Below are 24,229 nucleotides of genomic sequence, written 5' to 3'. Positions count from 1 at the left end.
GATCCGGGCTCAGGCGGCTACCGCGTCCGAACCATTCTTCCGCTGAGGCCGTCAGGCGCTGGCGGCATGTGCGGCGGACCTGCCGTTTCGCCTCCCACGAAGACGGTCCGCAAGAGAGCGGCGTCCGGATCATTCCGGACGCCGTTTCCTTGTGTTCAGCAGCCTGCGATACTGGCGCCAAATCCAGTGTCAGGCGGCCTTGCCATTGGCGTTCAACGCCTCGTCGGCCAGGCGACCGGTGAGTTCGGCCATATGGTCGAAGGCGGCACGATAGCTGGCCACGCCTGCGGTGGCCGAACGCAACTCGATGATCAGGTCGCCGATCTCGGCCTGCGGCATGGTCGCCTCGACCACATCCCATCCCGGCCAGCCAGGCCGCGCATCGTAGCCGAGAATCTGGCCGCGCCGTTGCGGGATCAGGGCGATAATCCTCGACGTCGCGTCGGACGGCGTGACGATCTCGACCTTCATGACCGGTTCGAGCAGCACTGGCGAGCAGGCCGCCATGCCTTCCTTCATTGCCAGCTTCGCCGCCATCTGGAAGGCCATGTCTGATGAATCGACGGCGTGATAGGAGCCGTCGGACAGATTGACGGCGACATCGACCACCGGAAAGCCGAGCGGGCCGGATTTCAGATAATCACGCACGCCGGTCTCGACCGACTGGATATAGGTTTTCGGCACGGCGCCGCCGGTGATGGTGTCGGTGAACTGGAAGCCGGAGCCGCGCGGCAGCGGCTTGATCTCGATCACGACGTCGCCGAACTGGCCATGGCCGCCCGACTGCTTCTTGTGGCGGCCACGCTGCTGCGCCGTTTTGCGGATCGTCTCGCGATAAGGCACGGCCGGCGGATGGCCTTCGATCGGGATCTGGTTCTTGCCTTCCAGCCGCTCGCGCACGACGCGCAGATGCATCTCGCCATGGCCCGACAGCACGGTTTCGGCCGAATCCTGATTGTGGCGCAGGCTGAGCGAGGGGTCTTCCTCGGCAAGGCGCTGGATGGCCGCCGACATCTTCACCTCGTCCTTGCGTTCCTTCGGGCGCAGCGCGAAGGCAAAGACCGGTTGCGGCGGCGCCAGCGTTACCAGCGGCTTGATGCCGCCTTTGGCCGAACTCAGCGTCTGGCCGGTCGTGACGTCGTCCAGCTTGCCGAGCGCGACCGTGTCGCCGGCCTTGGCCGAGGTGAGCTTGGACTGATCCTTGCCGAGCATTCTGTAGATGCCGGAGACTTTTGCCGTGGCGCCATTCGAAAGGAAGAGCTCGGAGGCGTCGGCAAGCTGGCCGGAAAGGATGCGCGAGACCGACAGCTTGCCGCCATGCGCGGTGTGAATGGTTTTCATCACCTGGACCACGGTCGCATTTCCGTCCGGTGCACCAAGGCGCTTGCGGGTCGCCTCGATGTCGGGCGCATCGTGGCGGATCGTCTTCAACAGGCGCAGCACGCCGTTGCCCTTCTCGGCAGTGCCGATCAGCACGGGGGTGACCGCGCCGTCACGCAGGTCGGCGGCGAGATCGTCGAAGATCGCGTCCTTCGGCGGCTCAATCTCTTCGAGGAGCTGCTCCATCAACTGGTCATCATGATCGGCGAGCGTCTCCAGCATGGAAAAGCGAGCCTCCAACTCGCGCGCCTTGTCGTCGCCCGGAATCTCGGCCACCTCGCTTTCGGCATATTCGCGATAGATGTAGGCGCGCTCCAGAGCGAGATCGATCGAGCCGATGACGACGCCGTTCTTCCGCAGCGGAACCTGGCGAAGCAGCAACGGCACCGAGCTTGCCGGCTGCAGCATCTTCAGCGTGTCGCGCACGCCTGATATCGCCTTGTCGACCTTGTTGAGGAACATGATGCGCGGCACGCCGAGATCGTCGAGCTTGCGCATGATCAGCTGCAGGGCAGGAATCTTCTTCTCGTCGGCCTCGGCGACGACCACCGCGATGTCGCAGGTGGCAAGCACCGGCTCTGCCTCGAAGGAGAATTCGATGGAGCCGGGACAATCGACGAAAGTGAGTTGCTCGCCCATGAATTCGGTGGTGGCAAAGGTTGCCTCGACGCTCATGGCGTGGGCGCGTGCCTCGGGCGAATGGTCGGAAACGGTGTTTCCCGAGGAAACGGGATTCTGGCGGGCAATGGCGCCCGTGCGGGCTAATATGGCTTCGAGAAGTGTCGTCTTACCGCTTGCAAAGGGACCGACTATGGCAATGCATTTCGGTCCCGTGCGTCGTCCTCCGGCGCGAGTTCCCATGACTGACCTCCACTCAGGCGTTTCCCTGGGAGCGGCGGCCGGCCTGTCGACCGTCGCGGGCGGGGCTTTTTTTCAGTTCGCCACCTGCCCAAAAGCATCGTCCCACGGGTTAGCCGGGAGGGCAAGGGATTTGAGGGCTGCCTGACGTCGCGGATGCTGAGCCGTGATCGGTGGGGCCGACGGGTGCGAGCCTAGGTTCCCCATCAAATCCCGCGACCGAGCCGTCACCGAACAGCCGCAAAAGCGGTTGCGCCATGATGGTTATCGGACGAAAGTGCCCGTTTCTTGCCGCAAAAAAGGAACGGCCGTCGCCGACCGGTCCGCCATCAGCTTGAGGATTCGCGACGATGAAGATCATTGCCTGCGGCAGCGTGCCGACCGTCATTGCGCCGGAAAAGTACTTCACCGGCCGTGTGTTGCAGACGCCGATCATCGAGAAGGAAGCCCCGGCGCGTCTGCGCGCCATCATGGTCAGTTTCGAGCCCGGCGCGCGTACCCACTGGCACACGCATCCGCTTGGGCAGACGCTCTACGTCGTATCAGGCGCCGGCCTCGCGCAAAGCTGGGGCGGGCCGATACAGGAGATCCGGGCCGGCGACGTTATCTCGTTTGCGCCTGATGAAAAGCATTGGCACGGCGCTGCCCCGAAATCGGCGATGGAGCATATCGCCATGCAGGAGGCGCTCGACGGCGTCCATGCCGACTGGCTGGAGAAGGTGACGGACGAGCAGTATGGCGGCTGAGCCGGGCGCTTTTGATCGGTCCTAAAAGCGCGTCGCGTCTGGTCATTATAGGTGATTTCAACACTTAGGTTTGGAGTCGTCATGTCGAATCGTCGCTTGCCTCTTGTTGCCGCCGTCTATCTCGGCACATTCGTCGCGCTGCTCGACATCAGCATCGTCAATGTCGCCCTGCCGACGATCCAGATTGCGCTCGGCATCGACTTCGCCGGGCTGCAATGGGTGATCGACGCCTACACGCTTTGCCTGTCTGCCTTCATGCTGTCGGCAGGCCTGATCGGTGACCGCTACGGGCGCAAGCGCTCCTGGCTGGCAGGCATCGGCATCTTCGTGGCTGGTTCTGCCATCTGTGCAATCGCGCCCAACCTGCCGGTGCTGCTGGCAGGCCGGGTGGTGCAGGGGATCGCCGGATCGCTGATCATTCCGGGCGCGCTGTCGATCCTGACGCAGGCGTTTCCCGATGCCCGCGAGCGCGCCGGCGTCATTGGCGGCTGGGCGTCGTTTGCCGCCATCTCGCTGCTCGCCGGCCCCGTCGTCGGCGGCATCCTGGTCGAAGCCGCCGGATGGCAGAGCATTTTCCTGATCAACCTGCCGCTCGGCTTGGCCACGATCGTGCTGGGTGCAGCTTCGATCGTAGAGACTTCCCACCCCGAGCATGCTCATCTCGACCTTGTCGGCCTGGCGCTCAGCATTCTGTGGCTGGGTGCGCTGACCTTTGGCCTGATATCGGCAGGTGAAAACGGTTGGGGCGATCCGCGGACGGTCGCGGCCGTTGTTGCCGGCCTGGCCGGCTTGGCAGTCTTCCTTGCCTTCGAGGCGCGCACGCCGCGGCCGATGCTGCCGCTTGGCCTGTTTCGCGACATTCGCTTTGCCGTCGCCAATGTCGCATCGTTCGCGCTCGGCCTCACCTCCTACACCGGCGTCTTCCTTTATTCGATGTTCCTGCAGCAGGCCCAGGGCTGGTCGCCGACACAGACCGGCTTGCGCATGGCGCCGCTGTTCCTTGTCCAGATGGTCGTGTCGCCGGCGATCGGCGGGCTCAGTCAGCGCTACGGACATTCGGCGCTGATGGCCGCCGGCTATCTTTCGAGCGGGTTTTCCATGCTGGGCATGTGCTGGGTTGAAGCCTCAAGCCCCTATGTGACGATCGGCCTGCTGTTTGCCGTCGGCGGCCTCGGCAACGCGCTGTCGATCCCGACCGGCAGCGCCGCCGCGATGTCGTTTGCGCCGCGCGAGCGGTCGAGCATGGTGTCGGCGGTGATCAACGCAACCCGCCAGAGCGGGACCGCCATCGGCATCGCGCTGCTCGGCGCCCTGATGAGCATGCGGGCAGCAACCCTGCTGACGGGGCATCTTGAAAATGCTGGGGTCGCCAATGCTGGAGCGGTGGCTCGCGCCGCCGTTTCAAGACACGATTTCGCAGCCGATGCGGCGATGGGAGAGGACGGCCTGCGCGCTCTGTTCGCAGCCGCCTATGCCGGCGGCTTCCATGCGGCGATGCTGACGGCGGCCATCGTCTCGTTCGTCACGGCCGGGCTTCTGGTCGCCATTCTGGCGCCGGCCGAGGCACGTTCGGCGCGCGAAACCAATGAGCAGGGATGAGGCTGGTGCCTATCGCCTCGAAAACCCGGCTCGCGGCCGGGTTTTGGCGTTCGGGATGCCCTGATCAGGTCAGCGAGGCGGTGAAGCGCTGGATGCGCGTGCAGGCCTCTTCGAGCAACGCCTCGGATGTGGCGTAGGAGATGCGGAAGTTCGGGCCGAGGCCAAAAGCCGAGCCGAACACGACCGCCACGCCCTCCGCCTCGATCAGTTCCGAGCAGAAGGTCTCGTCGCTGTCTATCACCTTGCCGGCTTTGGTCTTCTTGCCGATCAGCTTGGCGCAGGACGGATAGACATAGAAGGCGCCTTCGGGCGATGGGCATGTGATGCCGCGCGCCTGGTTGAGCATCGACACGACGAGATCGCGCCGCGCCTGGAAGATCGCCTTGTTTTTCGCAATGAAATCCTGCGGACCGTTCAGCGCCTCGACCGACGCCCACTGCGCGATGGTGCAGGCGCCGGACGTCTGCTGGCCCTGGATCATGTCCATCGCCTTGATCAGCGCCACCGGCCCGGCCGCATAGCCGATGCGCCAGCCGGTCATGGCATAGGCCTTCGACACTCCGTTCATGGTCAGCGTGCGCTCATAAAGCTTCGGCTCGACCTCGGCGATGGTCTTGAAGACGAAGTCGCCATAGATCAGGTGCTCGTACATGTCGTCGGTCAGCACCCAGACATGCGGATGCTTCAACAGCACGTCGGCCAGATCGCGCAATTCAGCCTCGGTATAGGCGGCGCCCGAAGGGTTCGACGGCGAGTTCATCAACAGCCATTTGGTGCGCGGTGTGATCGCCTTTTCCAGCGCCGCCGCCGTCAGCTTGAAGCCGTTGTCGATGGAGGTGTCGGCAAAGGCTGAGGTGCCGCCGCAGATCGCCACCATCTCGGGATAGCTGACCCAGTACGGCCTCGGTATGATGACCTCGTCGCCGGGGTTCAGCGTCGCCATGAAGGCATTGAACAGGATCTGCTTGCCGCCGGTGCCGACGATGGTCTGCTCCGGCCGGTAGTCGAGATTGTTCTCGCGCTTGAATTTTTTCGCGATCGCCTCGCGCAGCGGCACAATGCCGGAAACCGGCGGATATTTCGTTTCGCCGCGGCGGATGGCGTCGATCGCTGCGTTCTTGATGTTGTCCGGCGTGTCGAAGTCCGGCTCGCCGGCACCCAGCCCGATCACGTCACGGCCGGCGTTTTTCAGCTCGCGCGCTTTCTGCGTCACTGCGATGGTCGCGGAAGGCTTAACGCGGGAAAGGACGTCGGCAAGAAAGGCCATGACGATATTGTCTCCTTTGGGATGCAGGCGGTCCATCCAACCGCGGCGCATCTCATGTCGCATCATTCCGCCAAGCGCAAGCACTGTCGGATGAGCCAGATCTCAAATCCCCGGCAAATCCGGCAACAATAAATTCACTTACCGGCGGTAAAACCCCGAGTGGCTGGATCACGACCCATTCCGCCAGTCTCGCAAAGCGAGGAACCGTGTCGCGCAGCATCGGGCTTGCCCATATCGTCCGTCATGACGACGGCACCGCCAGCGGTGTCTGGGGCACCCATACGCTGCAGAGCGCTTTCCAGCCGATCTTCGCCTTCAGCAACGGAAAATTGTCGGTCACCGCATTCGAGGGGCTGATCCGGCCGTTCCGCGATGGCGAGCCGCAGTCGCCGATGAGTTTTTTCAACACCTGTCCGACGGTCGACCGCCTGCATATCGAGGCGCTGACAAGGACGCTGCACCTTCTGAACGCCGGTGCCAGCCTGCCGCCAGAGGCGTCCATCTTCATCAATTTCGACCCGTCCGTGTTCACCGATCGCAGCATCGCCGACAAGGCGCTGCGCGACATGCGGCTGGTGCTGCATGAGGCTGATATCGATGCGAACCGCGTCGTCTGCGAGGTGACCGAGCAGAAATCGGCGTCGCAGGAAACCCTCTACAATTTCGTCGAGGCGCTCAGGGCCAATGGGTTTCGCATCGCCGTCGACGACTATGGTGCCGATGAGTCCGACATCAACCGCATCAAGGAGCTCAGGCCTGATATCGTCAAGTTCGACGCACGCTGGATCATGCAACTGATGGAGTCCGGCGCCGGCTTCGCGCTGCTGACCGCCATGGTGGCAAGTTTCGAAGAGCAAGGCATCCGCACGGTGTTCGAGGGCATCGAGGAGGGCTGGCAGCTTGAATTGGCCGAGAAATCGGGAGCCTCGATGGTGCAGGGATTCGCGCTGGCGCGCCCGGAGCTTGCGCCGACCAGCTTTCACGTTTTCGGCAAGGACAGGCAGATGCCCGCGGCAGTGTCCAATGCCGGCGATGCGCCTGCGACTGTATCGTCCTCGCTGCGGCCGAAACGGGCTTTCGGCCGCAAGGTGGCGCCATGACCGGACGGCACGACAGGCGGCGCAATGTCGGTGAGGCGATCTTCGCCGACGAGGTCGGGATCGAATATGGCGTCTATGGCGCGTTCCGGCTGAGGAGCGCCTACCAGCCGATTTTTGCGCCACGCGGCAGGTTTTTGACGGCCGTAGCGGTCGAAGGCCTGATTGAGCCGCACCGCGCCGGCAGGTCGGTCGCACCACCCGTGTTTTTCGAGGGCGTGCCCCTGCCGGATCGCCTGTTCGTCGAGACGATGTGCCGGGTGCTGCATCTCCGGAACTTCCGCAACATCGGTGTCGACGGGCTCGACCTGTTCTTCAACTACAATCCGCTGATCAATGATGACCCCGGGCGAGCGCTGGCTGAGATCAGGCTGATGACCAGGCATCTCACCGAGTTCGACCTGCACCCCGGCATGCTGGTCTGCGAGATCACCGAGCAGGCAGCCGACGACAAGGTGCTCGTCAGCCTGGTGCGCGAGATGCGGCGTGACGGCATTCGCATCGCCATCGACGATTTCGGCACCGGGCATTCGACGGAAGAACGGGTCGCCCTTGTCCGGCCTGACATCGTCAAGATCGACGGCACCTGGTTTGCGGAATTCTGTCGCCATGCCGCCGCCGAACGATTTTTCCGGCCGCTGGTCTCCGCGCTGCACGACCGCGGCACCAAGGTGCTGGTCGAAGGAATCGAGAATGCCACTCGTTTGCGCGTCGCGCTGGACGGCGGCGTCGACCTTTTGCAGGGTTACCATCTGGCGCGGCCGGTGTTGGCCGGCACGGTCTTCGACGAGGAGCCGCTGCCCATCGACCGGCTGCTTGGCATGGACAACAACGTCGTGCCGTTGTTTGGGTGATCTATCAGCGGCGCTGATGGTTGCGCCAAAACAAATCACTGGATCAAGTCGTTGACACCGGGATAGAGCCTGGGCTGTCGTTGCACGAGCGATGGGAGCAAAGATGACCATACTTTATGGAATGATCGACAGCGGCAATTGCTACAAACCGCGCCTTCTGATGGCCAAGCTCGGCATGGCCTTCACCAATGTCGAGGTGAGCTCGCATACCGGCGACACGCGCAAGCCCGACTACGTCGCCAAGAACCCGAACGCCATGGTGCCGCTGCTCGAGCTCGACGACGGCAGGCGGCTTGCCGAATCCAACGCCATCCTGCTCTATCTCGCCGAAGACACGCGGTTCCTGCCCGCCGACAAATACGAGCGCGCACTGGCCTATCAGTGGCTGTTCTTCGAGCAGTACAGCCACGAGCCCTATATCGCAGTGCGCAAGGCGCTGCTGACCTTTCCCGAACGGGCCAAGGACGCGACTCCGGAGCGGCTGGCGGTGACGCTGGAGCGCGGCAACAAGGCGCTCGGCGTGATGAACAAGCATCTGGCGGGCAGTGCGTTCTTTGCTGGTGATACATTGAGCGTCGCCGACATCGCGCTCTACGCCTATACGCATACGGCCGAGATGGGCGGTTTTCAGCTCGACGCCTATCCGGCGGTGGCGGCCTGGCTAAAACGGGTCGAGGCCGATCCGGGGCACGTACCGATGGAATGGCTGCCTTAATTCTGTCCTCACGCTCGTCGCCGCTTCGCGGCTCGTTCCGGACGGGGCGCGCCACGAGGCGCGACGCCCGGTCGGCTTTGCGGCCTTCGGCCGCGACGCGTATTCGGATTGGGTGAGGCGCAGTGGGTGTGATTCAGAGGGAGCGGGTCTGGCCGGCGCGATGGTCAGCCAAGGCCTGCTCGGCAAGATTATCCAGCCTGCCAGCCTTGGCGTCGGCTTCGATCTGCCGATCCCACATGTCCGCTTTCAGCGCCTCGAACCAAGCGGCAAACGCCTTCAGCTCTTCAGGGCTCAATTCGGCGACGGATTTTTCGATCTGTTCGAGCTTGCTCATGGATTAATGGTACCATAAGTGGGTTAAAAGTACCACGAGTGGGTACTGTTATAGGGCCGAGGCAGCGGTTCACTGGAAAGCACACAGCAAAAAGGCGGGACAAAATCCCGCCTTCCCATGCTTGGTAGCCTGATCGGGAGCGTTCGGTCCGGGCCGGCAGCAATCTGCTGCTTCGGCTTGTCGGGGTCTTTCCGCTCCGGTGCGCTTCTCGCGCGACCGTCAGTACATCCGTGACTTGCCGCGCGCCCCGAGCTGTCGCCCGGCGCGCGCCATTCGCAAAATCAGGCTGCCTTGCTCAGAGACCCAGCGGACGACTTGCCAGTGCGGCGGTCCTGCTCGATCTCGAAGTTGATCTTCTGGCCTTCGACCAGGGTTGACAGCCCAGCGCGCTCGACTGCGGAGATGTGCACGAAAACGTCCGCGCCGCCGCTGTCAGGCTGGATGAAGCCGAAACCCTTGGTGGAGTTAAACCACTTGACCGTACCTGTTGCCATTTCGATAGTCCTTATTACGTTTGCTTTAGCTTGACCGAACCGAAGTCCAGCCGGTTTGTATCGAGATTTTGGAGATAGACGTCAGCAAACGCGAATATCGCGAGGCCCGGATCGATCGGCCGAAATATCAATGGACCTCATATAGTCCGCTTCTCCGCAAAAAACAAGACTGCGCGAAAAAAGGCGCTGACGCGGCGCTGCCCAACGGCCGCCCCAATCGCGTGAAAGCCTTGTAACGTCGCGCGTTGCGGAGGATCGTATCGCTTATCGCGCACGCTGCGGGGAAGGATCGTGCCGCCTTCGAGCGTCCGGTCCTGTTTTGGGAGAGGACCATGAAAACTGTTCTGCTTGCCGCCTGCCTGATGCTGGTGGCCGCCGAGGCGCAGGCGATCTCGCGCTATGACCCGAGCCGCATGAGCTGCGACGGGGTGCAGGCGACGATTGCGCGGGAAGGTGCCGTCATCCTGCGTTACCAGTCGACGCGCACGCCGGGGCTGCCGCTCTACGACCGCTATGTGCGGAGCCAGCGTTTCTGCAACATGGGTGAGGTCAGGGCACGAGCGTCGGTGCCGAGCGCCGACACGAAGTCCTGTATCGTCTACAAATGCAAGCGGGTGGACACTGATCGGCGTTTCCGCCGGCGCATCTTTCCTAACTAACACCCTAGAAGCCGAATGAGACCTGTGCGGGCGGCGGCGGGCCGACGCGCACGCCTTCCATCGCCAGCATCTTTTCCTTGGTGGTCGAGCCGCCCGGCGCGGAAAAACCGCCGATCTTGCCGCCGGCGGCAAGAATGCGGTGGCAAGGGATGACCAGCGGCACCGGGTTGGCGCCGAGTGCGCCGCCCGTCTCGCGCGCCAGACCGGCATGGCCGGCGCGCTTGGCCAGTTCGCCATAGGTGGTGGTCTCGCCGAAGGCGAGCTTGCGCGCCGCGTCGTAGATGGCGAGGCGGAAATCGTCGACGCCGGTGAGATCGACCGGCACACCGGAGAAATCGACGTCTTCGCCGGCTGCATAGGCCTTTATCGATGCGATCAGCTCGGCAACCCATTGCGGTTGGGCGCTTGAAGCGGCGCTGCCGGCATGATGCAAGAGCCGGCGTTCCACCGCGTCGCGGTTGCGCTGGGGCAGGCAGAGCCTTGTCAGTCCGGCTTCGCTCCAGGCGATGCCCATGAAGCCGATCACGGTTTCGAAGACCGCGTGGCCGGCGGTGGCTTGAGATGTGCTTTCCATGATGTGCTCCTTTCCGATAACGGACGGGAATCCAGTACATATCGAGAACGAGATATCGCATTTCCAGGTGGCGGTTGCCACCCGAAAACCATCCGAAGTCCACAACAGGCTGCGGATTGCCGGGGCAAAGGCGCTGGTGTAAGGATTTTCTTAACAGAGAACCGGACCCGAGCGCGGCTTGCCAGCAAAAATCATCTTTCCCGCGATCGGCGTGATGCTCGCTGCGGCCGGCCTCAGCGGCTGCACCTCGACCTCGCAGACGAAGCCGGTGCCTTCCCTGACTGAAACCGCCGCCTCAGGCTCTGATGCCGGCTTTACACTGGTGCTGCCCGACATGGTTTCGGTGCTGCCGGAATCGTCCGGCGTCGCGCCTGTCCAGACGGCGGCGCTGGCTGTCGACCCCGCCGCAACGCCTGCCCAGCCAGCTGCCTTTGCCGGCCCGACCCCGCTGGCCGCAACTGCGCCTGCGGCCTTGGCGGGCGACGCCACGCCACCTGTCCATGCGACGGCCGCTGTGGCCATGCCGGTCACTGGCGAAACAAGCAAGACGATGCCCGGCGTGCAGCAGGCCGCCTATGTCGTGCCTGAAGATCCGTCCGCCCTGCTTTCGACCAGCCCTGCCAAGGAGTACGCGACGGGACCGCGCGGCGAGATCGAGCGACTGATCGAGAAATACGCCGCCCTTTATGAGGTGCCGGTCGATCTGGTGCGCCGCGTCGTCAAGCGCGAGAGCACCTTCAATCCCAAAGCCTACAATCGCGGCCATTGGGGGCTGATGCAGATCAAGCATGCGACGGCGCGCGGCATGGGCTATGTCGGGCCGGCGAGCGGGCTGTTCGACGCCGAAACCAATCTGAAATATGCGGTGAAATACCTGCGCGGCGCCTGGCTGGTGGCCGGCGGCAACGCCAACCGCGCCGACCGGCTCTACCAGAGCGGCTATTATTACGACGCCAAGCGCAAAGGCATGCTGGCAGAAACCGGCCTTGGCCGCGACCGCGCTCGGCGTCGCCTGCAGCCCGATGCCTGACCACCATGCCTGAGCCGCGCCCGCCGGCGCCAAACGACATAAGGCTGCGCAAGATCCTCGACGACACGCTTGCTTCGCCGCGCTGGCCGGAAGGCTTCGTCATGCGCGACTTCGAGGCCGCCGACGCGCTCGCTTTGCATGCGCTGCTGACCACCGTGTTCGACGATGGCGCCGATGGGCCGTTCGACGAATGGTGGCCGCGCATTTCAAGCGACGCGGAATTCGACCCCGCTTTGTGTTTCCTGGTCATCGACAGCAAGGGTCGGCTGGCGGGCGCGGCACTGTGCTGGACGAGGGCGTTCGTGAAAGACCTTGCCGTCCACCCCGAGGCGCGCGGCCGAGGCATCGCCGAAGCGCTGATGTGGCACGTCTTCGCCGCCTTTCACGCACGGGGCGCTGCGCATGTCGATCTCAAAACCAGCACGGTCGAGAATGCCGCCGCCGTCAGGCTCTACGAGCGGCTGGGGATGTTCGAAGTCGACTGGGAGGGCTAGAGCCCGAGACGAACCTGCTTTGTTTGCCGTTCAGATGTCGGGCGCGTTGCCGATCTTCTGCTTGACGCCGAGCGCCCAGGCGCGGCCCTCGTCGCCACCCCATAAAAGCCAGGCAATATAGCCGGCCGACGGATCCTCCTCATTGCCGGAATTGCGGCCGTTTTTGTCGACCTTATGGCGAGCGAAATAGCTGACCATGCGCCGAACGGTGGAGGGCGAAAGCTTTTGTCGATTCTTGAGCTGGGTGGCCCGCGCCACGCCGATCTCGGTCCCGCCGCGGCCAAATATGCCGCGCAGCCTGAGGCCCATGGCGGCATTGTCTGCGACGATCTGCGGGCAGCACAGGTCGATTTCGTCATTGTCGGCTTCGCGCATGGTTTTTTCCGATATGGACTTATAGTCCTGAACGAAGAATGCGGTGAGATGCATCCCGTCCCCGCAACACTATTGCTTCGCAGCCGTCGGAGCCGGCCTGAAAGGAACTGTCCACCAAGGCGACAGACTGCGTCTTGCCTGTATTCGTCTCACGGTTAAGCTTTGTTACAGCGGGAGCTTTCGAAATCGGAGAAACACGATGCGGCTTTTGCATTCCAAAACGGGTCTGGCCAAAACCGGTCTCGCCACCTTGATCCTCGCCGTTCCACTGCTTGCCAACGCGGCGCGTGCCGACGATTGCGCCAACGCGCAGGACCAGGCGACCATGAACGAATGCGCCGGCAAGTCGTTCACCGAAGCCGACAAGAAGCTCAACTACGCCTACAGGCAGATCGAGGAGCGGCTGAAGGACGATGCGGCGACGAAGAAGCTGCTGGTAGGCGCGCAGCGCGCCTGGGTCGCCTTCCGCGATTCCGAATGCGCTTTCCAGGGCGGCCCGCCCGATATGGCCGGCAGCATGTATCCGATGGTGGTCGCCGGTTGCAAGGAGAGCCTCACCAACGACCGGCTGAAGGATTTTCAGGGCTACCTCAACTGCCAGGAAGGCGACACGAGCTGCCCGGTGCCGCCGCGGTGACGTCTGTCTTTAGCGAAGTCCGATTAAGGCCTCATCGCCGACCTAGGCGCGCAAAATGTCGGAACCGTCCTTCGCCATGCGTCCTTGAGAGGCAAGGCGCGTTGCCGGAACCTTGGCGCGCGTCGTCAAAATCCCCACAGATGGAGATGACGATGATCAGCTTTCCCAACGAATCCCAGGAATACCGCGCCGCCCGCGAAACCCTTTTGCAGAAGGAGATCGAGCTGCGCCGCGCCATGGAGGATGTGGCGGTCGCCCGTCGTGCGTTGCCGCCGGGCGGGCTGGTGCCTGAGGACTATGTGTTCGACGGGCTTGGCGCCGATGCCAAGCCGGCCCGCATAAAACTGTCGGAGCTGTTCTCGCCTGGCAAGGACACGCTGATCGTCTACTCGATGATGTTTCCGCGCCATCCGCAGGAGACGCGCGACGTGGCGACGAGCGGCGGCACGGCCAAGCTCGCGCGGGCCGACCAGCCATGTCCGTCGTGCACGGCGCTGCTCGACCAGTTCGATGGCGCCATTGGCCATCTGGAGGCCGCCGGCTTCAATTTCGCCGTGGTGGGCAAGACCGCGCTCGAAAACCTGATCACGCTTGGCCGCGACCGCGGCTGGACGAACATGCGGCTGGTCTCCTCGGCCGGCAACAGCTTCAAGCGCGACTACCACGCCGAGGCCGACGATGGCGCGCAGTTGCCGATGCTGTCGGTGTTCCATCGCGATGCCGACGGCATCTGCCATTTCTGGAGTTCCGAGCTCGGCTTCGCGCCGTCCGAACCCGGCCAGGATCCGCGCGCCATCGGCACTTGCGAGCCCTTGTGGAACCTGATGGATTTCACGCCGGAGGGCCGGCCGAACTGGGACGAGCAGCTGCAGTATGCCGGCGCGTGCTGCCACTGAGGCGGGCCTTCCCTTCTCCCCTTGTGGGAGAAGGTGGATCGGCGCGTTAGCGCCGAGACGGTAGAGGGGTGTTGGAAGAAATGAGGCGTTGGCAAATATGCGCCGTCTCGGCGTTGATGGGCGGTTGTGAGTGGGCGTAACGCCAAGCTGGAACACCCCTCATCCGACCTCGCTGCGCGAGGCCACCTTCTCCCACAGGGGGAGAAGGGAGGACGCTCCAATCTCCGCGCAACTTCGCCGCTTGAGTCGCGTTGGAACTCCGAGGACACATGAAACCCCGGAGGTTCCAATGAGACCGCATCTTGCCATTGCCGCACTTGCCCTGCTTGCTGCAACGCCGGCGGCCTTCGCCCAGTCCACCGCGCCGGCAGATCTACCTGCTGTCGGCGAAACCAAGATCGAGACCGAGACCTTCTCCAAAACGGTCCCCAGCGCCAACCGGTTCGAGATTGAAAGCAGCAAGCTGGCCGAACAAAAGAATGTCGCCGCCGATGTGAAGGATTTCGCCTCGCTGATGATCAAGGATCACACCAAGGCTGCTGAGGATTTCAAGGCAGCCCTACAACAGAGCCAGACCACGGCCTCGGTGACACCGAGCGGCCCCGCTTTGTTGCCGAAAGACCAGGCGATGCTGGACCAGCTAAAGACCCTCGACGGCGATGAATTCCAAGCGAAATACATCGTCCTGCAGACCGAGGCGCACAAGCAGGCATTGGCGCTGTTTTCCACCTATGCGCGGTCGGGCGAAGACCCGGCGCTGAAGGAATTCGCCAAGAAGACGCTACCGACGCTGCGGATGCACGAAGAGCGCATAAAGGATTTGGTGGCCGCCCACAGCTAGTGCATGTCGCCCAAAAGCATGCCCTCGGGCCTGACCCGAGGGTGCGCAGCGGTTTTGGGATAACGACATGCATAAAACAAGAACTTAAAGCGCGTCGCGATGCGCTTTAAGCTGGCGCTGCTCTCAGCTGGTTTTGATCTGCTCGACCGCAGTCACCAACAGTTCGGCCATGGCGCTGCGAATCTGATGGTCCGACTGGGCGACGCCGGCTGCGTCGAGATCGGCGCGTATCTTGCGGAACACGTCGTCGTCCCCGGCCTCTTCGAAGTCCGCGCGCACCACCTCCTTCGCATAGGCGTCGGCGTCCTCGCCGGTCTTGCCGAGCTTTTCGGCGGCCCATAGGCCGAGCAGCTTGTTACGGCGCGCCATGGCCTTGAACTTCGTCTCCTCGTCCATCGCAAACTTCTTTTCGAAGCCTTCCTGACGGTCTCTAATACTGCTCATGGTTTGCCTCGTTCAGGTGTTAAGTCTCCGACCTTCATCCGATGGAGAAGAAGAGCGGCAGGCCGAACATGGCGTGCATATACGTCATAAGCAAGACCGGACCGTTCATTCCGCGGGACAATCGCTGCAGACAAAACTGGCGCTCGACTGACCAATTGTCGATGTCGGTGCCGCCCCTCATCCGCCTGCCGGCACCTTCTCCCCGTATAGGGACGGGGAGAAGAGGCTGGCCGCAACCTCGGCACGTTTTCTGCATCGCTGGAGATTGGCGAAATCCTTTGCGAAAGCGTCTTTCTCCCCGTCACTATACGGGGAGAAATGCCCGGCAGGGAATGAGGGGCAGCGCCAACCTGAAGCGATTGCCTGTCGGCGATCGATCGGCCGGCGCCTGGGCGAACGGTCCATAGCGGTCATGGCCGACAGCCTTCGCACCGATGTGATTTGACGTTACCGCGCGGCGACCTACTCTCGAATACTGGCGGGATGGTCCGAGGAGACGAGCGATGCAGTCACCTTTCAACGGGATTCGGAACGTCACGCTGACAGCGGCAGTGATCCTTGCCGCAGCCACCGCAGCCTATGCCCATCACGGCTGGTCGTGGACGCAGGACGGGTTTTTCGAGCTCCGGGGCAAGATCACGGCCATCTATATCGGCAATCCGCACGCCACGTTGGATGTCGACGCAGAGGGAGAGGTCTGGCGGGTGGAGATGGCGCCGCCGTCCCGCACCATTGCCGCCGGCTTCACGGAGGAGGTTGCCAAGATCGGCGACGAGGTGACCGCGATCGGCAACCGCTCGCTCGACGAGACCGAGAAGCGCATGAAGGCAGTCCGGATCATCGTCGGCGGCAAGAACTACGATGTCTATCCCGACCGCGTGCCACCGGCTTGAATGGACGGGCTCCTCGCCGGCATCGAGCAACTCGCCTTCGTGCGGGCATTGAAGGCCTCATTCGTCGCCTACCCCATAGTCAATGCGCTGCACATCATGTCGATCGGCGCGCTGCTGACCAGCGTCTGGCTCATGGACCTCACGATCCTGGGCGCCTTCCGCTCGCTGCCGCAGGCGCCGTTCCTCGCGCTGCTGCGTCGTGTGGCGTTGAGCGCGTTCACTGGGGCGCTTGTCACGGGCTCGCTGCTCTTCTCAGTAAGGGCTAGGGAATATGCGGCGATGCCGATTTTCCTCGCCAAGATGACGCTTATCCTTCTCGCCGGCGCCAACTTCCTCATCTTCTTGCGTCGCGCGAAAGGCAGTGACGAGCCGGCCGGTTGGACCGTCACCATCCTGGCGGTGCTTTCGCTGGTGCTGTGGACGTCCGTGCTTTTCGCCGGACGGTTTATTGGTTTTCTGAACTGAGCCGAGCGGCGCTGCCTTACATGTCTGCCAGTCTCACTCGCATACAGACAGGGATGGCACGGTAGGGGAGAGGCGACAATTTCCGCTTGTCTTTCAAGTAAACTCGTCCTCAAATCCCGCCGGGGATAGGGAGGGCGAGTCCTTGAATAAATTGCCGAAGAAATTCGTCGAACGAATTGCATCAAATCTCAAGAAATATCAACGGATTGCCTTGGCTCAGCAAAAGTCCGATGTGGCGGAAGCTGACACGGTTACCTTGATCAAGGACATCCTGGCTGAGGTGTTTGGCTACGACAAATATGATGAACTCACGTCGGAGCATCAGATCAAAGCGACATACTGCGATCTTGCGATTAAGATCGGAGGAAAGCTGCGATTGCTTGTTGAAGTGAAATCGGCCGGCAGCAGCCTAGCCGACAATCATCTGAGACAAGTCATCGATTACGGGGCTCATCAAGGTATTCACTGGGTGATCCTGACCAATGCGGTCGAATGGCGGCTCGTCCGGATTTACGTGGCAAATCAGATCAGCCATGAAGAAGTGTGCCGCATCGTCTTTGCCGACATGAATCCTAAGAATGAGGATCATTTGCAGTGCCTGTTCCTGTTTGCCAAGGAAGGGCTGACAATCGACGCGATGGACGCCTTTCACCAACAGGCGCAGTTGTTCAACAAGTTTACCGTTTCAGCGATCATCCGGTCGGAGCCGGTGATTTCAATGGTGCGGCGGGAGATTCGGAAGCTCTTTCCTGACATCAAGGTTGGCAACGAAAACCTGTCGCAACTGGTCGAGAATGAAGTGATCAAGCGGGACACGATCGAAGGTGAGAAGGCGAAGGAAGCCTTCGCTAGGATGCGAAAAGCCATGAATAAATTGGAAAGAGCGAAGACCAAGGCTGCGAAGGTAGCTACCGCCGAACTGACCTAGGGCGTCCCGAAGTTGGCTGTAAAGTCGGTCAACAGACTTCGATCCCGCGATCGCTCCATTTATAGCCGTAATTATGGATTTCGAAATGATCGACCTGCATCGATTCACTCGAGTGGAGTTCAACCACTTTAAAGCTTTTGAGAAATTTATTATAAATCTTCGAAATTTTAATATACTTGTCGGTCCTAATAACGCCGGAAAATCAACTATATTAGCTGCGTTCAGGATATTGGCTTCTGCTTTGCGAAAAGCGACATCAAGAAAGGCGGAAGTCGTAAGTGGCCCTCAGGGGTCGGTTTATGGATATGTTGTGGATCTTGCCGCCATATCAATTGCTGAAGAAAACATTTTTTACAACTATGATGACAGTCAGCCCGCTTCTATCAAATTTAGTTTATCTAACAAGAACGAACTTCTGCTATTTTTTCCTGAAGCTGGGTCCTGCCATTTAATAGCAACGAACAATAACGGTAAGACGCCCCATTCTCCAAAGGAATTTACAAGACACTTTAATTGCCCGATCGGTTTCGTCCCTATATTGGGTCCTGTTGACCATAATGAAGTCCTATATGAAAAAGAGGCCGCTAGATTGGCCATTTTTAATTATAGATCCGCCAGAAACTTTAGAAATATTTGGTATCACTATCCGGAGAAGTTTGACGAATTCCGCGAAGTCCTGAGTCGGACTTGGCCTGGTATGGATATCGAAAAGCCAATAGTCGACTATTCGCACAAGAACGCGAGACTATATATGTTTTGCCCGGAATCGAGAATTCCGAGGGAGATTTTTTGGGCTGGGTTCGGATTTCAAGTCTGGTGCCAGATGTTAACTCATTTGATTCAGTCCAGCAATAACTCTCTATTCCTGATAGATGAGCCTGACATTTATCTTCATTCTGAACTTCAGCGTCAGTTGCTTACGTTATTAAGGAATATCGGTCCCGACATACTTATTGCCACCCATTCAACTGAGATAATAACTGAGGCGGAGGCAGACGATATCGTCGTCATAAACAAGAAAAGACGGCAGGCGCAGCGTGTAAAAAACCCTTCGCAATTGGGAGATGTATTCTCGTCTCTTGGGTCCAACTTGAACCCTATCCTTACTCAATTGGCGAAAACGCGGCGAGCGCTATTTGTTGAAGGAAAGGATTTCCAGATACTCGGGAAATTTGCCAGCAAGCTTGGGTTTGCGGAGGTGGGTAATCGCGGAAATTTTGCGGTCATACCTGTGAAGGGTTTTAATCCGGAGAGAGCAAAGAATATCAAGGCTGGTATGGAGTTGACCCTAGGTGGGAAGATAGCATCAGCGATCGTTTTTGATCGGGACTATCGAAGCGAAGATGAATGCACCGCTATTAAGGAAGCTTGTGGGAAGTTTTCGGAACTGGTGACGCTCCATCGCCGGAAAGAGATTGAGAACTTTTTACTAGTCCCTGCCGCGATAGATAGAGCGGCGGCCAATAAAGTTTCAGAGGTGCTGCGTCGCGGTGGAAGCGCGAAGGCATATGTCCCAATTGCGGAGTCTGTGCTGAATAAGTTCTCATTGGAGAAAAAGAACTACGTGGCTGGGCAATTTCTTTCTAATCGCCGGCGATTTGAAAGGCAGAACTCTCCAAATTTGAACGACGCGACGGTGAGCGAGGCTGCAATGAATGAGTTTGATAAATTTTGGGATAACCCAGATTTGAGAATGGGGCTTATCCCTGGGAAGGATGCGCTAAGTTCCGTAAATCAGGCCCTGCAAGATGAATATAAAATAAGCGTGACGCCGACTGCCATAATAGACGCATTGCGAAACGAGGAAATTTCAATTGAGATGAAAGAGCTCATTAAAGGTATATCGGTTTTTTCGAGCTCAGGCGTTAATGAGGAGGTCGACGAGAAATAGATCGCTATGTATCCGAACCCAAAGGTTTCGCTCAATTCAAATTGAAACTAGCTGAAATACTCCTGCAGCGGCCTGACCTCCAGGCTCCCAGCCCTCAGCGCCGCGATTGCCTCCGCCACCGCGGCTGCGCCCGACAGCGTCGTGTAATACGGCACTTTCTGCATCAGCGTCGCGCGGCGCAGCGACTTTGAGTCCGACACCGCCTTCTGGCCGTCCGTGGTGTTGAAGACGATCTGCACCTGGCGGTTGCGGATGGCGTCCTCGATGTGCGGGCGGCCTTCCAGCACCTTGTTTATTTTCTCGGCGGCGACGCCGTTCTCGGCGAGGAAGCGGGCGGTGCCTGACGTGGCCAGCACTTTAAAACCTTGGCCAGCCAGGCGCTTGACCGCCGGCAGGATGCCTTTCTTGTCCTCGTCGCGCACCGAGACGAATAGCGTGCCGGAGCGTGGCAGGTCGACGCCGGCCCCTAACTGGCTCTTGGCGAAGGCAAGCGCGAAGTCGCGGTCGAGGCCCATCACCTCGCCGGTCGAGCGCATTTCCGGTCCGAGCAATATGTCGACGCCGGGGAAACGGGCGAAGGGGAACACCGCTTCCTTGACCGCGATGTGGCCGGGGTTACGCGGGTCGGGCATGGCGCCGTAATGGGCGAAGGCATCTTCCAGGCTCTCGCCGGCCATGATGCGGGCGGCAATCTTCGCGATCGGACGCCCGATGGTCTTGGCGACGAAAGGCACGGTGCGCGATGCCCGCGGGTTGACCTCCAGCACATAGACGGTGCCGTCCTTGATCGCGTACTGCACGTTCATCAGGCCGCCGACATTGAGCGCGCGAGCAAGGGCCGCCGTCTGGCGTTCCAGCTCGTCGACAAGCTCCGAGGGCAGCGAGTGCACCGGCAGCGAGCAGGCACTGTCGCCCGAATGGATGCCGGCCTCCTCGATGTGTTCCAGGATGCCGGAGACGAAAGTGGACTTGCCGTCGCACAGGCAGTCGACATCGACTTCGATGGCGCCCGACAGATAGGTGTCGAACAGCAGCGGATTCTTGCCCAGCAGCGTGTTGATCTGGCCTGTCTTGTCGTTGGGGTATTTCTGCTTGATGTCCTCCGGCACCAGGCCGGGCACGGTGTCGAGCAGGTAGGATTGCAGCATGCTCTCGTCGTGGATGATCTGCATGGCGCGGCCGCCGAGCACATAGGACGGGCGCACCACCAGTGGGAAGCCGAGCTCGCCGGCGACGAGGCGGGCCTGCTCGACCGAATAGGCGATGCCGTTCTTCGGCTGGCTGAGGCCGAGCTTGTGCAAGAGTTTCTGGAAGCGGTCACGGTCTTCGGCCAGATCGATCATGTCGGGCGAGGTGCCGAGGATCGGAATGCCGGCCTTCTCCAGCGCATCCGCCAGCTTCAGCGGCGTCTGGCCGCCGAATTGGACGATGACGCCGACCAACTCGCCTGAGGCCTGTTCGGCGCGTAGTATCTCCAGCACATCCTCCGGCGTCAGCGGCTCGAAATAGAGCCGGTCCGACGTGTCGTAGTCGGTCGACACGGTTTCCGGGTTGCAGTTGACCATGATCGCCTCGAAGCCGGCGTCGCGCAGCGCAAAGGCTGCGTGGCAGCAGCAATAGTCGAACTCGATGCCCTGGCCGATGCGGTTCGGGCCGCCGCCGAGGATGACGACTTTTTTCCGCGACGAGACCTGCGCCTCGTTGGCGAGCGCGCCGGCGAAGGGCACCTCATAGGTCGAGTACATATAGGCGGTGGGCGAGGCGAACTCGGCCGCACAGGTGTCGATGCGCTTGTAAACCGGATGAACGTCGAGCTTGTCGCGTATCTTCTGGATCTCTTCGACGTCCTTCCTGACCAGGGAGGCGAGGCGGGCATCGGAAAAACCCATCGCCTTCAGCATGCGCAGATTGGCGGCGTCCTCGGGAATGCCGTGCTCGCGGATGCGGTCTTCCATGGCCAGGATGCCGGCGATCTGCTCGAGGAACCACGGGTCGATCTTGCACATGGCGTGCACGTCTTCGAGCGAGGTGCCCATGCGGATCGCCTGCGCCACCATGCGCAGCCGGTCCGGCGTGGGCGTGCCGAGGGCGGCGCGGATGGCGTTGCGGTCGTCGGCGTGGCTGGCCGCGCCGTGCGCGATGCCGGGGATCTCGATCTCGTCCAGGCCGGTCAGGCCGGTTTCCAGTCCGCGCAACGCCTTCTGCAGCGATTCCTGGAACGTGCGGCCGATGGCCATGACCTCCCCGACCGACTTCATTGCCGTGGTCAGCGTCGGCTCGGCGCCGGGAAATTTCTCGAAGGCAAAGCGCGGGATTTTGGTGACGACGTAGTCGATCGACGGCTCGAACGAGGCGGGTGTCGCGCCGCCGGTGATGTCGTTCTCCAGCTCGTCCAGCGTGTAGCCGACGGCGAGCTTCGCCGCGATCTTGGCTATTGGGAAGCCGGTCGCCTTGGAGGCTAGTGCGGAGGAGCGCGAGACGCGCGGGTTCATCTCGATGACCACCAGGCGTCCGTCGGCCGGGTTGACGGCGAATTGCACGTTGGAGCCGCCGGTCTCGACGCCGATCTCGCGCAGCACCGCGATCGAGGCGTTGCGCATCATCTGATACTCTTTGTCGGTCAGCGTCAGGGCAGGGGCGACGGTGATCGAATCGCCGGTGTGCACGCCCATCGGGTCGATGTTCTCGATCGAGCAGACAATGATGCAGTTGTCGGCCTTGTCGCGAACAACCTCCATCTCATACTCCTTCCAGCCGAGCACGCTTTCCTCGATCAGCACTTCGGTGGTCGGCGAGGCATCGAGGCCGGACTGGACGATCTCGTAGAATTCGGCGCGGTTGTAGGCGATGCCACCGCCGGTGCCGCCCATGGTGAAGGACGGGCGGATGATGGCGGGCAGGCCGACATGGTCGAGCGCCTGCGCGGCGATCGCCATGCCATGGCTGATATAGCGCTGCTTGCGGTCGCCTTCGCCGAGGTTCCAGCGCGTCTCCAGCGCGTCGAGCGCGGCGTCGAGGTTTTCGGGCTTCTCGGCCTTCAGCGCGGCGCGCTCGGCCTCATGCGTCTTGCGGTCGGCGTTCTTGACGTCGGTGGCATTGGCCAGCATCGACTTTGGCGTTTCCAGGCCGATCTTCTTCATCGCCTCGCGAAACAGCGCGCGGTCCTCGGCCTTGTCTATTGCCGTGGCGTCGGCGCCGATCATCTCGACATTGTAGCGTTCGAGCACGCCCATGCGGCGCAGCGACAGAGCGGTGTTGAGGGCGGTCTGGCCGCCCATGGTCGGCAGCAGCGCGTCGGGCCGCTCCTTGGCGATGATCTTGGCCACCACTTCCGGCGTGATCGGCTCGATATAGGTGGCGTCGGCCAGCTCCGGGTCGGTCATGATGGTGGCCGGATTGGAATTGACCAGGATGACGCGAAAACCCTCTTCCTTGAGCGCCTTGCAGGCCTGGGTGCCGGAATAGTCGAACTCGCAGGCCTGACCGATGACGATGGGGCCGGCCCCGATGATCAGGATCGACTTGATGTCGGTGCGTCTTGGCATATCGAGGGTCCGTTCGGCAGGCGGCTTTGCACGAAAAACCGGACGGGAAGACCCGGCCGGTTGTGCTCGCGATTCTGGTATCAGGCTAGGAGGGCCTTATAGGGAAGAGTTTTGCCTGATGTAACCCCCTAAAATGCGAGTAGGGGAGTAGGGGAGTAGGGCAGTAGGGCAGAGGTTCGAGCGCCTTTAAACATACTGCCCTACTGCCTTATTCCCTTATTCCCTAATCCAGCCAACTGATCCGTGATCTCGAAGCGTTCGGAGACGCCTACGCGGATCATGTAGAGGGGGCCCTCGCGGGTGAAGCGGAATTCGCCTGATGCATCGGAACTGGTCGGCAGGCCGGCGGCGAAGCTGATGACGCGCGTGCCGCCGTCGGGCCAGGTCACCGTCACATTGGCTTTGCCGTCGGCCAGCCGCTCGACATTGGCTCCGCATCTGGTCATCGGCTGGCCGACATAGCGCGCGCAAGGAATCTCGTTGCGGATACCAGGGGCTGGCGGCCCTGGTGGCTGCAGCCGCGCAACGGTTTGTGCGTCGGCCGGAGGCGCCGCATTGGCGGCGCGATTCTGGATGGGCTCCGCCGCTGCGGACACCTGCATCTCCCCCGTCGAAGGATTTCCGCTGGCAGCGAGCGCCAAGGCATCCTCTATGGCGGCCCTGCCGATTGCCTCAGCCGCTGTCATCGTGGTTTCCTGACCGGCCGCGCCCAGGCGCGCTGTCAGGTCGGGCAGCGGCTGATCTGCAGTTGCCGGGTTCGAAGCCTCGGCTGCAGGGGCCGTGCCTTCGCCGGCCGTTTCGGTATCCTCATCCGCAACGGCCGCCGGATTCTCGGGGTTCAGGTAGCGCGCGGGAGCCCATCCCGTCAGTTGCGGGTTGTCGATCTCTGCGACCTTGCACCAGCGATAGCCATTGACGTCATTGCAGCCGAGATTGTTCACGCTCGTACCATTCGGCAGTCGAGCCTTGATCTTGCCCATCGCCGATGCCGTGGCGCGGACGTTCAGGAGATCGCCTGGTGCGAGGTCGGTCACGATGGAAACGAAAGGCGCCTCCTCGGCCCTGGCCGGCAGCGCCGTCAGCAGGAGAGGGGCGGCAATCAGCGCGTACAGCGTCGTTCGGAGCGTAACTGTGCGCCTCATCATTTTGGCCGTGGCGATAGATGCATTTCCGAAGGCGCGGCCAGGCACCGAAACGCCACCGGACGCCAGCT

24 protein-coding genes are annotated in these 24,229 nt (G+C 61.5%); 15 read left to right on the top strand and 9 right to left on the bottom strand.

The genetic code is table 11. The annotated features are described in order from the left end of the window. Positions 1 to 189 precede the first annotated feature (189 nt). Positions 190 to 2,241 carry an elongation factor G gene (locus RPG13_RS28475; RefSeq protein ID WP_292714820.1) on the bottom strand — a complete coding sequence of 684 codons (2,052 nt, stop codon included), beginning with the start codon at positions 2,239 to 2,241 and terminating at the stop codon, positions 190 to 192. Between the two features lie 347 nt (positions 2,242 to 2,588). Here RPG13_RS28475 and RPG13_RS28470 point away from each other — a divergent pair, with 347 nt between their 5' ends. Together RPG13_RS28470 and RPG13_RS28465 are read left to right on the top strand one after the other, a co-directional pair. Then, entirely contained in the window at positions 2,589 to 2,984 is a 396-nt protein-coding gene (locus tag RPG13_RS28470) for a (R)-mandelonitrile lyase (protein ID WP_127294741.1), read from the top strand. Between the two features lie 81 nt (positions 2,985 to 3,065). Continuing rightward, the gene (locus tag RPG13_RS28465) at positions 3,066 to 4,583 is read left to right on the top strand and encodes an MFS transporter (protein ID WP_337126593.1); all 1,518 of its coding nucleotides are present in this window, start codon (positions 3,066 to 3,068) and stop codon (positions 4,581 to 4,583) included. A 64-nt stretch (positions 4,584 to 4,647) separates the two neighbouring features. On the opposite strand, the gene RPG13_RS28460 is transcribed toward RPG13_RS28465, so the two are convergent. Then, positions 4,648 to 5,850 (bottom strand): pyridoxal phosphate-dependent aminotransferase, encoded by a 1,203-nt coding sequence (locus tag RPG13_RS28460; protein ID WP_095489222.1) that lies wholly within the window; start codon positions 5,848 to 5,850, stop codon positions 4,648 to 4,650. A 206-nt stretch (positions 5,851 to 6,056) separates the two neighbouring features. On the opposite strand from RPG13_RS28460, the gene RPG13_RS28455 reads away from it, so the two are divergent. The 3 genes from RPG13_RS28455 (at position 6,057) to RPG13_RS28445 (ending at position 8,516) form a co-directional block, all read left to right on the top strand. After that, positions 6,057 to 6,950: an EAL domain-containing protein gene (locus RPG13_RS28455; protein WP_127294745.1), complete on the top strand. Its 894-nt coding sequence runs from the start codon at positions 6,057 to 6,059 to the stop codon at positions 6,948 to 6,950. Beyond that, positions 6,947 to 7,801, top strand: coding sequence for an EAL domain-containing protein (locus RPG13_RS28450; RefSeq protein ID WP_292224283.1), 855 nt, complete (start codon positions 6,947 to 6,949; stop codon positions 7,799 to 7,801). The genes RPG13_RS28455 and RPG13_RS28450 overlap by 4 nt, the downstream gene beginning before the upstream one ends. 103 nt (positions 7,802 to 7,904) lie before the next feature. Further along, entirely contained in the window at positions 7,905 to 8,516 is a 612-nt protein-coding gene (locus RPG13_RS28445) for a glutathione S-transferase family protein (RefSeq protein ID WP_126105325.1), read from the top strand. Positions 8,517 to 8,649: 133 nt separating this feature from the next. Here the strand turns inward: RPG13_RS28445 and RPG13_RS28440 are convergent, their stop codons facing one another. Next, positions 8,650 to 8,850 (bottom strand): hypothetical protein, encoded by a 201-nt coding sequence (locus RPG13_RS28440; protein ID WP_337126592.1) that lies wholly within the window; start codon positions 8,848 to 8,850, stop codon positions 8,650 to 8,652. A gap of 281 nt (positions 8,851 to 9,131) precedes the next feature. Next, positions 9,132 to 9,344 carry a cold-shock protein gene (locus RPG13_RS28435; RefSeq protein ID WP_023678332.1) on the bottom strand — a complete coding sequence of 71 codons (213 nt, stop codon included), beginning with the start codon at positions 9,342 to 9,344 and terminating at the stop codon, positions 9,132 to 9,134. A 332-nt stretch (positions 9,345 to 9,676) separates the two neighbouring features. On the opposite strand from RPG13_RS28435, the gene RPG13_RS28430 reads away from it, so the two are divergent. Beyond that, positions 9,677 to 10,003, top strand: a complete 327-nt coding sequence (locus RPG13_RS28430; RefSeq protein WP_127294753.1) for a hypothetical protein — start codon at positions 9,677 to 9,679, stop codon at positions 10,001 to 10,003. A 4-nt stretch (positions 10,004 to 10,007) separates the two neighbouring features. On the opposite strand, the gene RPG13_RS28425 is transcribed toward RPG13_RS28430, so the two are convergent. Continuing rightward, a complete protein-coding gene (locus RPG13_RS28425) occupies positions 10,008 to 10,577 on the bottom strand; it encodes a methylated-DNA--[protein]-cysteine S-methyltransferase (RefSeq protein ID WP_337126591.1) in 570 nt (189 codons plus the stop codon). A gap of 178 nt (positions 10,578 to 10,755) precedes the next feature. Here RPG13_RS28425 and RPG13_RS28420 point away from each other — a divergent pair, with 178 nt between their 5' ends. Beyond that, positions 10,756 to 11,607, top strand: coding sequence for a lytic transglycosylase domain-containing protein (locus tag RPG13_RS28420; RefSeq protein WP_337126590.1), 852 nt, complete (start codon positions 10,756 to 10,758; stop codon positions 11,605 to 11,607). A gap of 5 nt (positions 11,608 to 11,612) precedes the next feature. Next, complete coding sequence (locus tag RPG13_RS28415) at positions 11,613 to 12,101, top strand: GNAT family N-acetyltransferase (protein WP_337126589.1); 489 nt, start codon at positions 11,613 to 11,615, stop codon at positions 12,099 to 12,101. A gap of 30 nt (positions 12,102 to 12,131) precedes the next feature. Here RPG13_RS28415 and RPG13_RS28410 read toward each other — a convergent pair whose 3' ends face one another. Further along, positions 12,132 to 12,476 (bottom strand): hypothetical protein, encoded by a 345-nt coding sequence (locus RPG13_RS28410; RefSeq protein ID WP_126105330.1) that lies wholly within the window; start codon positions 12,474 to 12,476, stop codon positions 12,132 to 12,134. Positions 12,477 to 12,675: 199 nt separating this feature from the next. Between RPG13_RS28410 and RPG13_RS28405 the strand changes: the two genes are divergently transcribed. From RPG13_RS28405 to RPG13_RS28395, 3 genes are all read left to right on the top strand, one after another. Beyond that, on the top strand, positions 12,676 to 13,113 hold the full coding sequence (locus RPG13_RS28405) for a lysozyme inhibitor LprI family protein (protein ID WP_337126588.1): 438 nt from the start codon (positions 12,676 to 12,678) through the stop codon (positions 13,111 to 13,113). Between the two features lie 152 nt (positions 13,114 to 13,265). After that, the gene (locus tag RPG13_RS28400; RefSeq protein WP_337126587.1) at positions 13,266 to 14,009 is read left to right on the top strand and encodes a DUF899 family protein; all 744 of its coding nucleotides are present in this window, start codon (positions 13,266 to 13,268) and stop codon (positions 14,007 to 14,009) included. Between the two features lie 130 nt (positions 14,010 to 14,139). Continuing rightward, a complete protein-coding gene (locus RPG13_RS28395) occupies positions 14,140 to 14,850 on the top strand; it encodes a DUF4142 domain-containing protein (protein WP_337126586.1) in 711 nt (236 codons plus the stop codon). A 123-nt stretch (positions 14,851 to 14,973) separates the two neighbouring features. Here RPG13_RS28395 and RPG13_RS28390 read toward each other — a convergent pair whose 3' ends face one another. After that, positions 14,974 to 15,294, bottom strand: a complete 321-nt coding sequence (locus tag RPG13_RS28390; protein WP_126105334.1) for a DUF1476 domain-containing protein — start codon at positions 15,292 to 15,294, stop codon at positions 14,974 to 14,976. Between the two features lie 503 nt (positions 15,295 to 15,797). On the opposite strand from RPG13_RS28390, the gene RPG13_RS28385 reads away from it, so the two are divergent. The 4 genes from RPG13_RS28385 (at position 15,798) to RPG13_RS28370 (ending at position 19,471) form a co-directional block, all read left to right on the top strand. Continuing rightward, on the top strand, positions 15,798 to 16,187 hold the full coding sequence (locus RPG13_RS28385; protein ID WP_337126585.1) for a DUF6152 family protein: 390 nt from the start codon (positions 15,798 to 15,800) through the stop codon (positions 16,185 to 16,187). Beyond that, positions 16,188 to 16,652: a DUF6644 family protein gene (locus RPG13_RS28380; RefSeq protein WP_337126584.1), complete on the top strand. Its 465-nt coding sequence runs from the start codon at positions 16,188 to 16,190 to the stop codon at positions 16,650 to 16,652. It begins immediately after the preceding gene. Between the two features lie 142 nt (positions 16,653 to 16,794). Next, positions 16,795 to 17,580, top strand: a complete 786-nt coding sequence (locus tag RPG13_RS28375; RefSeq protein ID WP_292548392.1) for a type I restriction enzyme HsdR N-terminal domain-containing protein — start codon at positions 16,795 to 16,797, stop codon at positions 17,578 to 17,580. Positions 17,581 to 17,665: 85 nt separating this feature from the next. Further along, a complete protein-coding gene (locus RPG13_RS28370) occupies positions 17,666 to 19,471 on the top strand; it encodes an ATP-dependent nuclease (RefSeq protein ID WP_337126583.1) in 1,806 nt (601 codons plus the stop codon). 47 nt (positions 19,472 to 19,518) lie between these two features. Here RPG13_RS28370 and carB read toward each other — a convergent pair whose 3' ends face one another. Both carB and RPG13_RS28360 read right to left on the bottom strand, forming a co-directional pair. Continuing rightward, positions 19,519 to 23,016, bottom strand: coding sequence for a carbamoyl-phosphate synthase large subunit (gene carB, locus RPG13_RS28365; protein WP_337126582.1), 3,498 nt, complete (start codon positions 23,014 to 23,016; stop codon positions 19,519 to 19,521). 200 nt (positions 23,017 to 23,216) lie between these two features. Continuing rightward, positions 23,217 to 24,158, bottom strand: a complete 942-nt coding sequence (locus tag RPG13_RS28360) for an SH3 domain-containing protein (protein ID WP_337126581.1) — start codon at positions 24,156 to 24,158, stop codon at positions 23,217 to 23,219. Between the last annotated feature and the right edge of the window lie 71 nt (positions 24,159 to 24,229).

Source organism: Mesorhizobium sp. ISC15 (assembly GCF_037162615.1).
Classification (GTDB): Bacteria; Pseudomonadota; Alphaproteobacteria; order Rhizobiales; family Rhizobiaceae; genus Mesorhizobium; species Mesorhizobium mediterraneum.
This window is presented reverse-complemented; position numbering and strand designations above follow the sequence as displayed.

What these genes read in the sequence shown, in the direction of transcription:
- RPG13_RS28380 (WP_337126584.1), top strand. Translation starts at nt 16,188, where the DNA reads ATGGACGGGCTCCTCGCCGGCATCGAGCAACTCGCCTTCGTGCGGGCA.
- RPG13_RS28405 (WP_337126588.1), top strand. Translation starts at nt 12,676, where the DNA reads ATGCGGCTTTTGCATTCCAAAACGGGTCTGGCCAAAACCGGTCTCGCC.
- carB (WP_337126582.1), bottom strand. Translation starts at nt 23,016, where the DNA reads ATGCCAAGACGCACCGACATCAAGTCGATCCTGATCATCGGGGCCGGC.
- RPG13_RS28440 (WP_337126592.1), bottom strand. Translation starts at nt 8,850, where the DNA reads ATGAGCAAGCTCGAACAGATCGAAAAATCCGTCGCCGAATTGAGCCCT.
- RPG13_RS28430 (WP_127294753.1), top strand. Translation starts at nt 9,677, where the DNA reads ATGAAAACTGTTCTGCTTGCCGCCTGCCTGATGCTGGTGGCCGCCGAG.
- RPG13_RS28470 (WP_127294741.1), top strand. Translation starts at nt 2,589, where the DNA reads ATGAAGATCATTGCCTGCGGCAGCGTGCCGACCGTCATTGCGCCGGAA.
- RPG13_RS28460 (WP_095489222.1), bottom strand. Translation starts at nt 5,850, where the DNA reads ATGGCCTTTCTTGCCGACGTCCTTTCCCGCGTTAAGCCTTCCGCGACC.
- RPG13_RS28415 (WP_337126589.1), top strand. Translation starts at nt 11,613, where the DNA reads ATGCCTGAGCCGCGCCCGCCGGCGCCAAACGACATAAGGCTGCGCAAG.
- RPG13_RS28400 (WP_337126587.1), top strand. Translation starts at nt 13,266, where the DNA reads ATGATCAGCTTTCCCAACGAATCCCAGGAATACCGCGCCGCCCGCGAA.
- RPG13_RS28450 (WP_292224283.1), top strand. Translation starts at nt 6,947, where the DNA reads ATGACCGGACGGCACGACAGGCGGCGCAATGTCGGTGAGGCGATCTTC.
- RPG13_RS28360 (WP_337126581.1), bottom strand. Translation starts at nt 24,158, where the DNA reads ATGAGGCGCACAGTTACGCTCCGAACGACGCTGTACGCGCTGATTGCC.
- RPG13_RS28435 (WP_023678332.1), bottom strand. Translation starts at nt 9,344, where the DNA reads ATGGCAACAGGTACGGTCAAGTGGTTTAACTCCACCAAGGGTTTCGGC.
- RPG13_RS28445 (WP_126105325.1), top strand. Translation starts at nt 7,905, where the DNA reads ATGACCATACTTTATGGAATGATCGACAGCGGCAATTGCTACAAACCG.
- RPG13_RS28475 (WP_292714820.1), bottom strand. Translation starts at nt 2,241, where the DNA reads ATGGGAACTCGCGCCGGAGGACGACGCACGGGACCGAAATGCATTGCC.
- RPG13_RS28385 (WP_337126585.1), top strand. Translation starts at nt 15,798, where the DNA reads ATGCAGTCACCTTTCAACGGGATTCGGAACGTCACGCTGACAGCGGCA.
- RPG13_RS28425 (WP_337126591.1), bottom strand. Translation starts at nt 10,577, where the DNA reads ATGGAAAGCACATCTCAAGCCACCGCCGGCCACGCGGTCTTCGAAACC.
- RPG13_RS28370 (WP_337126583.1), top strand. Translation starts at nt 17,666, where the DNA reads ATGATCGACCTGCATCGATTCACTCGAGTGGAGTTCAACCACTTTAAA.
- RPG13_RS28410 (WP_126105330.1), bottom strand. Translation starts at nt 12,476, where the DNA reads ATGCGCGAAGCCGACAATGACGAAATCGACCTGTGCTGCCCGCAGATC.
- RPG13_RS28390 (WP_126105334.1), bottom strand. Translation starts at nt 15,294, where the DNA reads ATGAGCAGTATTAGAGACCGTCAGGAAGGCTTCGAAAAGAAGTTTGCG.
- RPG13_RS28465 (WP_337126593.1), top strand. Translation starts at nt 3,066, where the DNA reads ATGTCGAATCGTCGCTTGCCTCTTGTTGCCGCCGTCTATCTCGGCACA.